Origin of the sequence: Desulforamulus hydrothermalis Lam5 = DSM 18033, from assembly GCF_000315365.1 — a bacterium.
GTDB lineage: Bacteria > Bacillota > Desulfotomaculia > Desulfotomaculales > Desulfotomaculaceae > Desulfotomaculum > Desulfotomaculum hydrothermale.
In genome coordinates, this window is sequence record NZ_CAOS01000003.1 from 549,652 (window position 1) to 564,626 (window position 14,975).

At 56.9% G+C, this 14,975-nt stretch carries 13 protein-coding genes; 1 reads left to right on the forward strand and 12 read right to left on the reverse strand.

Features of this window, described 5'->3' with window-relative positions; genetic code table 11:
- Positions 1-76: 76 nt before the first annotated feature.
- The 5 genes from DESHY_RS03590 to tpiA all read right to left on the reverse strand — a co-directional run bounded on the left by DESHY_RS03590 (position 77) and on the right by tpiA (position 6,273).
- On the reverse strand, positions 77-2,158 hold the full coding sequence (locus DESHY_RS03590) for a sodium-translocating pyrophosphatase (RefSeq protein WP_048817863.1): 2,082 nt from the start codon (positions 2,156-2,158) through the stop codon (positions 77-79).
- A 59-nt stretch (positions 2,159-2,217) separates the two neighbouring features.
- On the reverse strand, positions 2,218-2,448 hold the full coding sequence (gene secG, locus DESHY_RS03595) for a preprotein translocase subunit SecG (protein WP_008410484.1): 231 nt from the start codon (positions 2,446-2,448) through the stop codon (positions 2,218-2,220).
- A 172-nt stretch (positions 2,449-2,620) separates the two neighbouring features.
- The gene (gene eno / locus DESHY_RS03600; RefSeq protein WP_008410485.1) at positions 2,621-3,907 is read right to left on the reverse strand and encodes a phosphopyruvate hydratase; all 1,287 of its coding nucleotides are present in this window, start codon (positions 3,905-3,907) and stop codon (positions 2,621-2,623) included.
- A gap of 28 nt (positions 3,908-3,935) precedes the next feature.
- Positions 3,936-5,489, reverse strand: coding sequence for a 2,3-bisphosphoglycerate-independent phosphoglycerate mutase (gene gpmI / locus DESHY_RS03605; protein WP_008410493.1), 1,554 nt, complete (start codon positions 5,487-5,489; stop codon positions 3,936-3,938).
- Between the two features lie 22 nt (positions 5,490-5,511).
- Positions 5,512-6,273, reverse strand: a complete 762-nt coding sequence (gene tpiA / locus DESHY_RS03610) for a triose-phosphate isomerase (RefSeq protein ID WP_008410495.1) — start codon at positions 6,271-6,273, stop codon at positions 5,512-5,514.
- A gap of 53 nt (positions 6,274-6,326) precedes the next feature.
- On the opposite strand from tpiA, the gene DESHY_RS14080 reads away from it, so the two are divergent.
- Positions 6,327-6,623: a hypothetical protein gene (locus DESHY_RS14080; RefSeq protein WP_162470930.1), complete on the forward strand. Its 297-nt coding sequence runs from the start codon at positions 6,327-6,329 to the stop codon at positions 6,621-6,623.
- Positions 6,624-6,634: 11 nt separating this feature from the next.
- Here the strand turns inward: DESHY_RS14080 and DESHY_RS03615 are convergent, their stop codons facing one another.
- The 7 genes from DESHY_RS03615 to rapZ form a co-directional block, all read right to left on the reverse strand.
- Positions 6,635-7,816, reverse strand: coding sequence for a phosphoglycerate kinase (locus DESHY_RS03615; RefSeq protein ID WP_008410497.1), 1,182 nt, complete (start codon positions 7,814-7,816; stop codon positions 6,635-6,637).
- 3 nt (positions 7,817-7,819) lie between these two features.
- Entirely contained in the window at positions 7,820-8,866 is a 1,047-nt protein-coding gene (gap, locus tag DESHY_RS03620; RefSeq protein ID WP_008410498.1) for a type I glyceraldehyde-3-phosphate dehydrogenase, read from the reverse strand.
- Positions 8,867-9,039: 173 nt separating this feature from the next.
- Positions 9,040-10,458: an RNA polymerase factor sigma-54 gene (gene rpoN / locus DESHY_RS03625; protein WP_008410499.1), complete on the reverse strand. Its 1,419-nt coding sequence runs from the start codon at positions 10,456-10,458 to the stop codon at positions 9,040-9,042.
- 26 nt (positions 10,459-10,484) lie between these two features.
- Positions 10,485-11,450 carry a DNA-binding protein WhiA gene (gene whiA, locus DESHY_RS03630; protein WP_008410500.1) on the reverse strand — a complete coding sequence of 322 codons (966 nt, stop codon included), beginning with the start codon at positions 11,448-11,450 and terminating at the stop codon, positions 10,485-10,487.
- A 252-nt stretch (positions 11,451-11,702) separates the two neighbouring features.
- The gene (locus tag DESHY_RS03635; RefSeq protein WP_420795108.1) at positions 11,703-12,464 is read right to left on the reverse strand and encodes a polysaccharide deacetylase family protein; all 762 of its coding nucleotides are present in this window, start codon (positions 12,462-12,464) and stop codon (positions 11,703-11,705) included.
- Between the two features lie 166 nt (positions 12,465-12,630).
- Complete coding sequence (locus DESHY_RS03640; RefSeq protein WP_048817834.1) at positions 12,631-13,953, reverse strand: gluconeogenesis factor YvcK family protein; 1,323 nt, start codon at positions 13,951-13,953, stop codon at positions 12,631-12,633.
- A gap of 13 nt (positions 13,954-13,966) precedes the next feature.
- Complete coding sequence (gene rapZ / locus DESHY_RS03645) at positions 13,967-14,833, reverse strand: RNase adapter RapZ (RefSeq protein ID WP_008410503.1); 867 nt, start codon at positions 14,831-14,833, stop codon at positions 13,967-13,969.
- Between the last annotated feature and the right edge of the window lie 142 nt (positions 14,834-14,975).

The window sequence follows — 14,975 nt, forward strand, 5'->3', positions numbered from 1 at the left end:
ACTAAACTATGCGGCATCTGGCAAGAAAATGGGCTTTAATGGAAAAGCCGGCCCAGCGGCCGGCTTTTCATGCTTATTAGAGTCTGGTGAGCAGGGGACCAAGGATCAGGGAGATGGTACCTGCAACCTTGATCAGCGGGTTCATAGCAGGACCGGAGGTGTCTTTGCAGGGGTCGCCTACAGTGTCACCAACAACGGCAGCCTTGTGAGGATCGGACTTCTTGCCGCCCAGGTTGCCTTGCTCGATCCATTTCTTAGCGTTGTCCCAAGCGCCGCCGGCGTTAGCCAGGAACAGGGCCAGCAGCACACCTACGGTGGTTAAGCCGCCCAGGAAACCGGCCAGAGCCTTGGCACCCAGCAGGAAACCTACCAGAACAGGAGCGGTAACAGCGACGATACCAGGAGCAATCATCTTAGAAATAGCAGAACGGGTAGCAATGTCTACGCAGCGGGCGTAGTCAGCTTTAGCGCCGGGCTTGCCTTCCAGCAGGCCGGGAATTTCACGGAACTGACGGCGAACTTCTTCAACCATACCGTAAGCAGCTTCACCAACCGCACGCATGGTTTGGGAACCTACCAAGAAGGGTACAGCACCGCCAATGAAGATACCAACCAGTACCATGGGTTCGGTCATGTTCACAACGAATTCTTCTAAACCAAACTTGTGCTTAACGCCGTCAACGTAAGCGCTGAACAGAGCCAATGCGGTCAGGGCAGCAGAACCGATGGCAAAGCCCTTGGCGATAGCGGCGGTGGTGTTACCTACAGCGTCCAGTTTGTCGGTCTTAACACGAACTTCCGGCGGCAGTTCAGCCATTTCGGCGATACCACCGGCGTTGTCAGCCACCGGACCGAAGGAGTCCATGGCAACAACCATACCGGCGGAGGACAGCATACCCATAGCAGCCATCGCAATACCGTAGATGGCCCACTCGGCTGCCTTATCAGCAGGAGCGGCAGAACCTACTGCCCAGAAGGCAAAGAAGATTGCGCCGGCAAACACCAGCATGGGAATGAAGGTGGATTCCATACCAACAGCCAGACCGTGGATAACGTTGGTAGCCGGACCGGACTTGGAAGCCTCAGCAATACGGGTAACGGAAGCTTTGCCGGTACCGGTATACAGCTCAGTTAAGTAACCTACTGCTACGTTAACAATCAAGCCGGCTAAAACAGCCATAAATACGCCGGTGGCGATGGAAGCGGTTTCACCGATGAAGGTAACTTTCGCCAGGAAGAAGGTACCGGCAGCGGTTAAGATGTTGGTTACCCAGAGACCTACGTTCAGGGCAGCCTGCGGGTTGCCGTCTTCACTGGTGCGTACAAAGAAGGTACCGATAATGGCAGCGATAATACCGATAGCGCCTACTAACAGCGGGAAGATAATGCCGGGGAAACCAAACAGGGTGTTACCGATCAGCATAGCTGCGATGGTGGTGGCAGCATAGGATTCAAACAGGTCGGCACCCATACCGGCGGTGTCACCGACGTTGTCACCGACGTTGTCAGCAATAACCGCAGGGTTACGGGGGTCATCCTCGGGGATACCGGCTTCTACTTTACCTACCAGGTCAGCACCTACGTCAGCAGCTTTGGTGTAGATACCGCCGCCGACACGGGCGAAGAATGCAATGGCGGAAGCACCGAAAGCAAAGGAGTTGATAATCAGCGGGTTGCCGAAAATAATGTACAGCACGGAAACGCCCAGCAGACCCAGACCGGCAACCGACAGACCCATTACAGCACCGGCACGGAAGGATACGTTGAGGGCCTTGGCCAGGCCGTGGCTGCGGGCCGCCTCAGCAGTACGGGCGTTGGACTTGGTGGTGGAGGTCATGCCCAGGTAACCGGCAACGGCAGATAAAACGGCACCTACCAGGAAGGAAATAGCGGAGGCAGGACCTACCGGCAGGTGGCTGCCGGGTTGTTGTTCAACAAAATACTGAGCAGCCCAGAGAAGAACAAAAATAATGAGAGCAAAAGGAATCAGAGTTTTGTACTGGCGGTTTAAGTAAGCCATGGCACCTTCGTGCACAGCTTCGGAGATTTCACGCATTTTGGGTGTGCCCATGTCTTCTTTCAGGATGCTGGCCAGCGTAAACAGGGCAAACACAAGAGCCAGCGCACCGGCACCCGCAGCGTAATAAGCGAGCATCATGTTTTGTTCCACTTGAAAGTTACCCTCCTTGTCCCAAATAAAATAAAATCAAATCACACCTACTTCATTACCACTAAAATCATGGAAGTCAAACCAAAGGCAACAGCAATGAAGGCCGTGAGCCTGCCGAGTTTTTCATCTAAACCCTTTTTCTTTCCTCCGAATATTGCCTCGGCACCACCGGCAATCGAACCGGACAAGCCGGCACTTTTACCAGACTGCAGCAAGACGGTTGCTATTAATGATAGTGCAATAAGTACATGAATGGCAGTCACAAAACCCTTTAACAAAACCCCACCTCCTTTTGAAAATTTATGACAATAACAGACTTGTATACTTAGTAATTATAGCACAACGTGAAATATGTGACAATCTGTATTCATGTAAAAATAGGCAGCCAAGGTTTACTCAGGTAAACCCTGGCTTTGTCTGACGGCTATTTTGTGATTATGTTAACAAACTCTAACCCCGCAGGTTATAAAATACCTCCCGGCCCCGGTACCTGGCCAGTTGGCCCAGCTCTCCCTCAATGCGCAGCAGCTGGTTGTATTTGGCCACCCGGTCGGTGCGGGAAGGGGCGCCGGTTTTGATCTGCCCGGCATTGACCGCCACCGCCAGGTCGGCTATGGTGGTGTCGTCTGTTTCGCCGGAACGGTGGGAAACCACTGCGGTATAGCCGGCCCGCTTGGCTGTTTCGATGGCATCCAGGGTTTCGCTTAAGGTGCCGATCTGATTAACTTTAATTAAAACAGAGTTGGCCACCCCGGCTTTAATGCCTTTGGCCAGGCGCTCGGTGTTGGTGACAAACAGGTCGTCACCCACCAGTTGGATTTGCTGCCCCAGGGCGCCGGTCAGTTTGGCCCAGCCCTCCCAGTCGTCTTCCGCCAGCCCGTCTTCTATGCTGATGATGGGGTATTTGTCTGTCAGTCTCCGGTAGAAGTCGATCATTTGGTCGGAGGTATAGGTGACTCCTTCGCCCTCCAGGATGTATTTGCCGTCTTTGTACAGTTCGGTGGCCGCTACATCAAGGCCCAGGAGGATGTCTTGCCCGGGTTTGTAGCCCGCTTTTTCGATGGCTTCCATGATTACTGCCAGGGCTTCTTCGTTGCTCTTGAGGTTGGGGGCAAAGCCGCCTTCGTCTCCCACGGCGGTGTTAAGGCCGCGGCCTTTCAGTACGCTTTTCAGGCGGTGGAAGATTTCCGCCCCCATGCGCAGCCCTTCCGAGAAGCTGTCGGCACCCACCGGCAGGATCATGAATTCCTGAATGTCGACGTTGTTGTCGGCATGGACCCCGCCGTTTAATATGTTCATCATGGGTACCGGCAGTTCCCGGGCGTTAACGCCTCCGATGTACTGGTAGAGGGGCAGCCCGCTGTAGTTGGCGGCTGCCCGGGCTACGGCCAGGGAGACGCCCAGGATGGCGTTGGCCCCCAGTTTGCTTTTGTTGGGGGTGCCGTCCAGTTCTGTCATTAGCCGGTCAATGCCTGCCTGGTCGGTAACGTCCAGGCCGATCAGTTCCGGCCCGATGATTTCGTTGACGTTGTCTACGGCCTGGCTGACGCCTTTGCCCAGGTAGCGGCCCTGGTCGCCGTCCCGCAGTTCTACCGCTTCGTAGGCCCCGGTGGAGGCGCCGGAGGGTACCGCCGCCCGGCCCATGGTGCCGTCTTCCAGCCATACTTCTGCTTCTAAGGTGGGGTTGCCCCGGGAGTCCAATATTTCCCGGGCGAATATTTCGCTGATGATGCTCATGGTGGTTACCTCCCTTGTTTGGGTTGTGTTATTGCGGCTCGGCCAGCAGGCTTTTGCCGGTCATTTCCGGCGGTTGGGGCAGGCCCAGAAGCTCCAGTACGGTGGGGGCAATGTCCGGCAGGCTGCCGTCCGGCCGCAGCCGGGCCTTTTGGTGGGCCTGGCTCACCAGGATGAAGGGCACCCGGTTGGTGGTGTGGGCGGTATAAGGCCCCCCCTGTTCGTCCTGCATTTTTTCTGCGTTGCCGTGGTCGGCGGTGATGATGACGATGCCTTGTTTGGCCAGTACCGCCGGTACTATTTGCCCCAGGCAGCGGTCTACGGTTTCAATGGCGGCTATGGCTGCCGCCAGGTCGCCCGTATGCCCCACCATGTCCGGGTTGGCAAAGTTGGTAATGATGACGTCATATTTTTCTTGTGCCAGGCTGTTTAAAAAGGCTTCGGTTATTTCCGGGGCGGCCATGGCCGGCTGCCGGTCGTAGGTGGCCACTTTGGGCGACGGTATCAGGATTCTTTCTTCGTTGGGGTTAGGCGCTTCCACGCCGCCGTTGAAGAAGAAGGTGACATGGGCGTATTTTTCGGTTTCGGCCAGCCGCAGTTGTTTCAGGCCCTGTTTGCTCAGCCATTCGCCCAGGGTGTTGACCGGTTGCTGGGGCGGAAAGGCCACCGGCGCCGCTATGGTTTTGTCGTACAGGGTCAGGCAGACAAAGTGCACCCGGGGCCGGCCTGCTCCCCGCTCAAAGCCGCTGAAGTCTTCGTCTGTCAGGGCCCGGGTGATTTGCCTGGCCCGGTCCGGCCGGAAGTTGATGAAGATGACCGCATCGCCTTCTTTGATTTGAGCCACCGGTTGTTTGTGGTCGTCTGTGATGACGGTGGGCTGCACAAATTCGTCTGTTTCTCCCCGTTCATAAGCTACGTCGATGGCTTCCACCGGCGAGTTGGCCCGCAGCCCTTCGGCATAAACCATGGCCCGGTAGGCCCGGGCGGTGCGTTCCCAGCGGTGATCCCGGTCCATGGCATAGTAGCGCCCGCTGACGGTGGCTACTTGTCCCACGCCCAGTTCTTTGGTTTTGGCCAGCAGGGCCCGCATGTAGTTCTTGGCGCTGGCAGGCGGCACATCCCGGCCGTCCAGAAAGGTGTGCAGGTAAACCCGCTCCAGCCCCTGCCGGGCTGCCAGCTGCAGGGTGGCAAAAAGGTGTTTGATATGGCTGTGCACCCCGCCGTCCGACAAAAGCCCCATGATGTGCAGGGCGCTCCCGTTGGCTTTGGCCTGTTGCACCGCTTGCACCAGCACCGGGTTGGCAAAAAACTCGCCCTCCTGAATGGCTTTGCTGATGCGGGTCAGTTCCTGGTAGACCACCCGTCCTGCCCCTATGTTCAGGTGCCCCACTTCTGAGTTGCCCATCTGACCCGGCGGCAGACCCACCGCCAGACCGGAGCACTCCAGGGTGGTAAAGGGGTACTGCGCCAGGTATTGTTTTATGTTGGGGGTGGCCGCCCGGGCAACGGCGTTGCCCCGGTTATCCTCACATAACCCCCAGCCGTCCAAAATGATTAAGGCCAGGGGGTGTTTGGCCTGACTCAATGGTTGTACCTCCTAATTCAAGTTAAAAACCGTCCCCCACGGCTTGTATAATGCCCAGGAAATCTGCTGCCTTAAGGCTGGCGCCGCCCACCAGGGCGCCGTCAATATCCGGCTGGGCCAGCAGGCTGGCGGCATTAGCCGGCTTAACGCTGCCGCCGTACAGGATGCGCACCGCTGCGGCGGCCGCCTGGCCGTACTGCTCGGCAAGCAGGGCCCGGATGTATTGATTAACCTGCTGGGCATCTTGCTCCGAAGCGGTTTGCCCGGTGCCGATGGCCCACACCGGCTCATAGGCAATCACCAGCCCCGCCACCTGTTCCGGGGTCAGGCCCGCCAGGGCCGCGGCAGTCTGGCTGCCCACCACCGTTTCTGTCAAGCCGCCCTGCCGCTGGGCCAGGGTTTCACCCACGCAAACCACGGGCAGCAGGCCGTGGGCCAAAGCCGCCTTCACCTTTTGGTTCACCTGCCCGTCGGTTTCGCCAAAGTATTGGCGCCGCTCGGAATGGCCCAGGATGACGTACCGGCAGCCGCAGTCTTGCAGCATCAGGGGAGATATTTCGCCGGTATACGCCCCCTGGTCGGCCCAGTGCATGTTTTGCGCCCCCAGGGCCAATTTGCTGCCCGCCAGGACTTCCGCCACCGCCGCCAGGGCGGTAAAGGGCGGGCAGATGACTACGTCAACCCTGGTATCACCCAGGTTGTTCTTTAGTTCCTGCACAAAGCTTACCGCATCTGCCCGGCTTTTATGCATCTTCCAGTTGCCGGCAATAATCTTCTGCCGCATCACGCTACCCCCTTACGCAGGAGAAGTGAGAAGCTGTTTCTTCTCAGCAGGCTGTGGACAAACATTTACTGTGGTTTATGATCCCCTTTGGCTCCGGTCTACGCACCGACAGCACTGTGATTCGCTCCGGTCGCCCTTGGGGTCGCCTCAAACGGGCCCTCCTGGCCCGGTTCGGCTGGCGCCCACGTCCTGTGGGCGCCACCCCAATGGCTCCTTCGCTCATCAAGTGCTGTAACCGGTGCTTCGACAAGTCGCCGGCAGGGGATCATAAAACCACTTTGACTTTCCTTTGTCCACAGTCTGAGCGAGAAGCTGTTTCTTCTCACTTCTTTCTGTTAACAAATCTCTGAAAAGGTTCTCTCTATTTATCCTGCAGCACAGCCACGCCGGGCAATTCTTTGCCCTCCAAAAACTCCAGGGAGGCGCCGCCGCCGGTGGAGATATGGCTGATCTTGTCCGCCACGCCCACCTTGTTAACCGCCGCCACCGAATCGCCGCCGCCGATCACCGTCAGGGCAGGGGAGTCGGCTAAGGCCCGGGCCACCGCTTCGGTGCCCTTGGCAAAGGGTTCCATTTCAAACACGCCCATGGGGCCGTTCCACACAACGGTGGCTGCCTGCTTAATTACCGCCGCAAACTGTGCCGCGCTGGCCGGCCCGATGTCCAGGATCAGCCAGCCCGCCGGCACTTCGCCGGCCGGCACCACCCGGTGCGGCGCTGTGGCTGCCAAAGCCTCCGCCACCACCACGTCGCCGGGCAGCAGCAGTGATACCCGGCGGTTACGGGCCCGCTCCATCAGTTCCCCGGCCACCTCTACTTTATCCTCCTCCACCAGGGAGTTGCCGGTTGGGCAGCCCTGGGCCCGCAAAAAGGTGTTGGCCATGCCGCCGCCGATAATTAAGGTATCTACTTTATTTAACAGGTTTTCTATGACGCCGATTTTATCCGATACTTTGGCGCCGCCGATAACGGCCACAAAGGGCCGGGCAGGGTTGTTGACCGCCTGGCCCAGGTTCAGCAGTTCTTGTTCCATCAGCAATCCCGCCACCGCCGGCAGGTAGGCGGCCACACCCGCCGTGGAGGCATGGGCCCGGTGGGCCGCCCCAAAGGCATCGTTGACAAAAATATCCGCCAGTTCTGCCAGTTGCCGGGCGTAGTTGGCATCGTTTTTGGTTTCTCCGGGCTGGAAGCGGACGTTTTCCAGCAGCAGCACATCCCCGTCTTGCAGGGCGGCCACCGCCTGTTTCACTGCTTCGCCCACCGAATCGTCAACCTTGTTCACCGGCCGCCCCAGCAGTTCAGACAACCGCCGGGCCACCGGGGTTAAGCGGTATTTTTCCACCACTTCGCCCTTGGGGCGGCCCAGGTGGGAGGCCAGGATGACCCTGGCCCCCTGCTCAATGAGGTATCGGATGGTGGGCAGCGCCTTGCGGATGCGGGTATCATCGGTAATGGCCTGACCCGCCAGGGGTACGTTGAAGTCCACCCGCACCAGCACCCGCTTACCTTGCACCGCAATATCCTTAACCGTTTTCTTGCGCATGTTTTACAGCCCCTTTTCAGCCACCAGCAGCGCCAAATCAAGCACCCGGTTGGAATAGCCCCATTCATTGTCGTACCAGGCCACCACTTTGGCCATGTTGCCTTCAATAACCATGGTGGACAGGCCGTCTACAATAGAGGAATGGGGGTTGCCGTTGAAGTCTTTAGATACCAGCGGCAGCGGGTTGAAATCCAGGATGCCTTTCAGCTCGCCCTCGGCGGCCGCCTTTAAGGTGGCGTTAATCTCCTCGGCATCAACAGGTTTTTGCAGTTCCACCACCAGGTCCACCACCGATACATTGGGGGTGGGTACCCGCATGGCAAAACCGTTCAGTTTGCCCTTTAGTTCAGGCAGCACCAGGGCCACTGCTTTGGCCGCGCCGGTGGTGGTAGGAATGATCGACATGCCTGCCGCCCGGGCCCGGCGCAAATCCTTGTGCGGCAGATCGAGAATCTGCTGGTCGTTGGTATAAGAGTGTACGGTGGTCATCAAGCCTTTAACAATGCCGAATTTATTATGCAGCACTTTAGCCACCGGCGCCAGGCAGTTGGTGGTGCAGGAAGCATTGGAAATGATGTGGTGCCGGGCCGGGTCGTAGGTGTGGTGGTTGACGCCTATAACAAAGGTGCCGTCCACTTCTTTGCCGGGTGCGGTAATGATCACCTTTTTGGCGCCGGCCTGCAGGTGCTTGGCAGCGTCCGGCCCCTTGGTGAAGCGGCCGGTGGATTCAATAACAATGTCCACGCCCAGTTCACGCCAGGGCAGGTTGGCCGGATCGGCCTCGGCATAAACCTTGATTTCTTTGCCGTTAATAATGATGGTGTCCTCGGTGGCAGTAATGTCTGCATTGAGAATGCCGTGTACCGAATCATACTTTAACAGGTGCGCCAGAGTCTGCGCATAGGTTAAATCGTTGATGGCTTTAAAATCCAAGCGGCGGGATTTATGGTTGACCAGGGCAACCTCGAATTCCCCCCGCTCAATGGCGCAGCGCAAAACGTTCCGCCCAATCCGACCAAAACCGTTAATCCCCACTTTAATTGGTGCCATTTAATTACCCACTCCTTCGGATTTTAAGTATGTCACAATGCAGCAGCCCCTATTAAATTGTATGTCTTATTAGCTAAAATATTTCCACGTTAATTGCCATATCCCTGCTGAAAAAGATATTTTTAATATCTTTTTCCAGAGTGTCGACAAACATTATTAGAAAAAGGATATTTTTAATATCTTTTTCTTCTGGCGGTGGCAGGAATGCCCAGTTCGTCACGGTATTTGGTAACCGTACGGCGGGATATGTTAATGCCCCTTTGTCCGAACAGTTCGGCAATTTTCTGGTCGCTCAGGGGATTGGCGGGATCTTCCTGCTGAATAATTTCCCGCAGTATTTTCTTCAGGCTCTCGGCGGACACCTGGGCACCGCTGGCATCGCTGAGCCCGCTGGAGAAGAAATATTTCATTTCAAAAACACCCTGCGGGGTCTGCATGTACTTGTTGGAGGTGGCCCGGCTGACGGTGGATTCGTGTACCCCCACCAGTTCAGCCACTTTTTTTAAATTGAGGGGCTTCAGGTATTTCACACCGTGCTCCAAAAAATCCCGCTGCAGCTCCACCAGACAATTGGCCACTTTGTACAGGGTCAGCCGGCGCTGTTCGATACTGCGAATCAGCCAGGCCGCTGCATTTAATTTTTCCTCCACAAACTGTTTTGTATTCTGATCGGCGGCACTATTTTCAGCCAGCACGGTGCGGTAGGTCTGGTTAATGGTCAAGCGGGGAACCGCTGCATCATTTACTAAAATAATATACTGGCCGGCCACCTTTTCCACCACCACATCCGGCACAATATACCGGATTTCGTCATGTTGGCTGAAATTGCGGCCGGGTTTGGGCTCCAGTTTTCTTAAAATATCCGCCGCCCGCTGCACCTCCTGGGGGGATACCTCCAGCCGGGCGGCAATTTTAGCCAGCCGGCCGGCGGCCAGGTCTTCCAGGTGATCGGCCACCAGCTGCCGCACCACCGGATTGTTTTCCTGCAGCACATCCAGCTGCAGGGTTAAACACTCCTGCAAGTTGCGGGCCCCCACACCCGGCGGCTCAAAACCCTGCAGCACCGCCAGGGCCTGCTGCAGCCTGGCCAAAGGCTGCCGCAGCCGGGCAGCGGCTTCCGCCAGGTCAATGCTCAGGTAGCCCCGGGCATCAAGGTTGCCGATCAGGTAGCGGACAATGCTTTTTAGTTCCTCATCGGCCCGGCTTAGGCTAAGCTGCATATGAAGATGGTCTGCCAGGGTGGGCGCCTGACTGACAAACTGCTCATAGGCAGGCTGTTCGCTGACCTCCCGCTGCCCCCGCGGCAGGCAAAAACCCAGGTCGCTGCTGTCGGCAAAATACTCCACCCAATCCGGGTCGAATTCTTTCCTGTCGGCTGCCGGCGGTTCGGTTTCCCGGGCTGCTTCGGCTTCCTCCGCCCGTTCGCCGTCATGGTCCCGCAGTTCTAACAGGGGATTTTCCAGCACCTGCTGTTCCACATATTCGGTCAGTTCCAGGGCAGACATCTGCAGTACAGTGATGGCCTGGCGAAGCTCCGGCGTCATAATTAATTTTTGCGTTTGTTCCAAATTCAGGCCAAAGTCCATTCGCAAGATCCATCACCTCCCGTTATTAATGTTTATTTGAAAAACTCATCAACAGCCCGCTTGGCCCGCACACTTTCCGCCAAACGCTCCAGCTTGCGCAAGCGGTGGTTAACGCCTGATTTGCCCAGGGGCGGCTCCCACAATTCCCCCAGCTCCTTCAGGCTGGCATCCGGGTACTGCAGCCTTAATTCCGCTGCCTCCCGCAGCGGCTTGGGCAATTTAGCCAGTCCCACCGTATCAGCCAGGTATTTAATATTTTCCAGCTGCCGCACCGCCGCGTTGACCGTTTTGTTTAAGTTGGCGGTTTCGCAGTTAACCAGGCGGTTAACCTGGTTTCTCATATCTTTATAAATGCGGGCGTTTTCAAAATCCAACAGGGCCCCATGGGCCCCCATGTAGTTAAGACAGGCAATAATTTGTTCACTGCCCTTGAGATAAACAACATACCAGTTTTTGCGGGGGCTAACCCGGGCCGGCAGGTGAAAGCTCTGCATCAGCCGGGCCAGCTCCAGGGCGTGTTGCTGGCTGTCCGTAATAATCTCCAAATGGTAGGTGCCTTCGGGGTTATTTACCGAGCCGCCGCCTAAAAAAGCCCCCCTCAGGTAGGCTTTGCGGCAGCACTCCCGGGCAATTAACTCCCGGTTGATGCCTTCTGCGGCAATGGCTGCGCCTGATGCGCCGATCCCCAGGGCTTTAAAAATTTCCTCGATGCCCGGCTGAGAAGGAATCCGCACCAAATAAACATTGTTTTTGCGCAACCTGACCTTGCGCCGTACCAAAATCTCGGTGGACAAGCCAAACAGGTTTTTCAGCAATTTAAATATTTTCCGGGCAACGGCGGCATTTTCTGTCACGATGTTCAGCGACAGCTTCTTCTGGCCGCTGATCTGCACACTGCCGTCCATTTTAATTAAGGCAGCCAGCTCTGCCAGCCGGCAGCAATCTTTGCTGCCCACCACCCGGGCCAGTTCGTTCTTGGTAACTGCCGAGAAGGACACGACAACCCCTCCCTTTGATCATATTATACCACAGAAAATTGGCACAATATGGCCTTCTTGCAATTTTTGTGCCCGGTGTAGCAGGCAAAAAAAAGCTGACCGGGTGGTCAGCTGTGTTAACAATCTTGGCAAGGCGGTGGTTTTATAATCCCCTGCCGGCGACATGTTGCAGCACCGGCAACAGCACTTGAAGGGCGCAGGAGCTAAAGGGGTTCATAAACCCCCGGCAGGATTGGCCGGCCAATCAGCCCCTTAATACTTATGCAGCTCCTCAATAAATTTCTCGTTGCTGTAGTGGCCGGTAACCCGGATGCGGCGGAGCTGGAAGGGGTTGTCCCCGGCTTTGGCCAGGCCCAGCCGGGTGGTGACGGCTGCCCGGTAGCCGGCCTGTTTAACCAGCTCTGACACGGTGTCGTTGTAGCTGCCGTAGGGGTAGGCAAACACCGTTACCGGTTTTTGCAGGCCGTGTTCCAGGGCGCGCTTGGATTCTTCAATCTGGTGGCGGGCTACCTCCGGCGGCACTTCCGCCAGGTGGGGGTGATCCACCGTATGGGCCCCGATGGTAAAGCCCGCTTCAGCAAGTTCCCGGATTTCGTGCCAATCCATCATTTTGTTTGCCGGCTGCAGTTTCTTTTCCACGTCAAAAAAGTTGGTGTTGCCGATGGCTTTGGAAACCACAAAGACTGTGCCGGTAAAGCCGTATTGCTTCATTATGGGATAAGCAAACTGATAGTTGTCTTTATAGCCGTCGTCAAAGGTAATGACAACCGGCTTGTCCGGCAGGTGCTTCCCCTTTTCAAAGTGATCTATCACGTCTTCCAAAGAAACAGTTTGATAACCGTTCTTAGACAGGTACCTCATCTGCCACTCAAATTTATCCGGCGGCACCCGCAGCCCCAGGCCGCCGGTGCGGGGGTCAGGGTTTACTTTATGGTACATTAAAATAGGGATGCCCTGTAACTGGGGGTAACGGGCATCCGAGGGGATGGCTTGCTTCTGATACCGGTACCACATGCCTGCGCCGGTAGCAAGTAGGGCTGCAACGGCCAGGCTGACCAGAAAGATTTTTTTTACTGCCGACACTCGGGCCACCTCCAAAAGAATATTCACGCAGGCCATGGCAACGGGCCGGTGCAAAGCCCCGGCCAGGCAGCTGAAAAACGCTGCCGGTAAGAGCCGGTCAGCGCTGCCGGGCCGGCCGGTAGATTTTCACCGGCGCCCGCTCCAAAAGGGCGGTTTTCGAACCGTAATATATTTCCATCACCGCCCGGGCCAGTTTTTCCGGCTGGTGCCGCACCAGGTTGCTGTGCTGCACCAGGTATTTGTATCTGATTTGTACGCCCAGTTTAGCCAGGGCGGCACTGTCCACTTTAACCGGGGCCGCCCCCTTATCCCGGTATTTTTTCAGCAGGCGCCCCGGGATTGGCTCGCAGTTGACCAAAACCAGATCAACCAGCGGCCCCACATGGTCGAAAATGGCCTGCACATGGTCAGCGGCGGTATAGCCCTGGGTTTCGCCCGGCTGGGTCATGATGTTGCAGATATACAGTTTGGGGGCCGGCGAGTTGCTAATGGCTTCCGCCATGCCCTGCACCAGCAGGTTGGGAATTACACTGGTGTAAAGGCTGCCGGGGCCCAAAATGATGAGGTCCGCCTCCTGGATGGCCGCCAGCGCTTCGGGCAGCGGGCGGCACCGGGCCGGCTGCAGAAACACCCTTTTAATGGGAGTGCGGCTGGCCGAAATATTGCACTCTCCGTACACCAGGGCGCGGTCCGCCAGTTCGGCGCCCAGCACCACGTTCTCCAGCGTTACCGGCAGCACCTGGCCCCGGATGGCCAGCACCTTGGACAGCGCCCGCACAGCGCCGTCAAAACCGCCGGAAACGTTATGCAAACCGGCCAGCAGCAGGTTGCCCAGATTGTGGCCCGCCAGTTGGCCGCTGTCAAAACGGTACTGCAGCACTTCTTCCATCAGGCTTTCTTTATCCGCCAGGGCCACCAGACAGTTGCGAATATCCCCCGGCGGCAGGATACCCATATCCTCCCGCAAACGGCCGGAGCTGCCCCCGTCGTCCGTCACCGTGACAATGGCGGTAATATTGCTGGTATATTCCTTGATGCCTTTAAGCAGGCAGGACAGGCCGGTACCGCCGCCGATGGCCACCACTTTGGGCCCCCGCTTGAGGGAGCGGTGGTGGTAAATGGTTTCCACCAGCCGTTCTGAGGGGTCCGGCCGGATCACCGTCATCACCGATTTAAAGGCCGTTAACAGCCCGCCCCCCAGCATACCCAGGCCCAGCAGGGACAGCAAAAGCCCCGTCAGCCAGTGAGGCAAGCCGGTCAGTCGGTCAGTCAGCCAATCCATGGCGGTGCCCATCAGCCCCACCAAACCGCGGTCCAGCAGCGCCAGCCCCAGTCCCAGCAGCAACATGCCCGCCAGGGCCAGCAGCAGCCAGCGTTTGATGTTCATGCCCGGTGCCAGCCATTTCCATAATGAGGCCAAATTTACCACCTGCCTACACTCGCATAATATCACGGTGCCTTACATTTACCCGGCAGCCCTTTTCGGTCAGCACATCGCCCAGTTTATTGGCCAGGGTTACCGAACGGTGCCTGCCGCCGGTACAGCCAATGGCGATCATCAAGGTGGCCTTACCCTCGTTTTGATAATGGGGAATTAAAAAGGTAACAAAATCAATTAATTTTTCCATAAATTCTTTGGTTACATCCTGGTCCAGCACATGCCGCTGCACCGGTACGTCGTTGCCGGTAAGACAGCGCAGTTCCGGAATGTAATGGGGATTGGGCAAAAACCGCACATCAATCACCAGGTCGGCATCCAGGGGCAGGCCGTACTTGTAACCGAAAGACATGACGGTTATCAGCAAACGGCCGGTCTCTTTTTCCCCGCCGTACTGGCTGATAATTTGTTCTTTCAACTGGTTATTGGATAGGTTGGAAGTATCAATGATTTTGTTGGCGCGGCCCCGGATTTCCCGCAGCAGTTTCCGCTCCTCCCGGATCACTTCCAGCACCTGGCCCTGGGTATCCAGCGGGTGACGGCGCCGGGATTCTTTATAACGCCGCACCAGGGTTTCATCGGATGCTTCCAAAAACAGTATTTCGTACCGGTAGCCCTGCCGGCTGAGGTCGTGCAGCACCTCGGTGGCCTGGCTGAAAAAGGCCCCGCCCCGGATATCCACCACCAGGGCCACCTTATCTATTTTGCCGCCGGACTGGGAAACCAGCTCGGCGAATTTCGGAATGAGGGCCGGCGGCAGGTTATCCACACAAAAGTAGCCCAAATCTTCCAAGCTCTGCACGGCCTGTGTTTTACCCGCTCCCGACATACCGGTGACAATTAGTAAGCCTGGCTCGGCCACGGCGGCACCCCCTTTAAGACAAGCTGCGTCATCTCCTTTATTGTAAACGGTACCCGGTAAATTGGCAAACTAAACACTTATCCTGAAGGGGCAGGAATTGCCAGTTATGCTGTTGTTGCCACCGCCTACCCCATTATAGTAA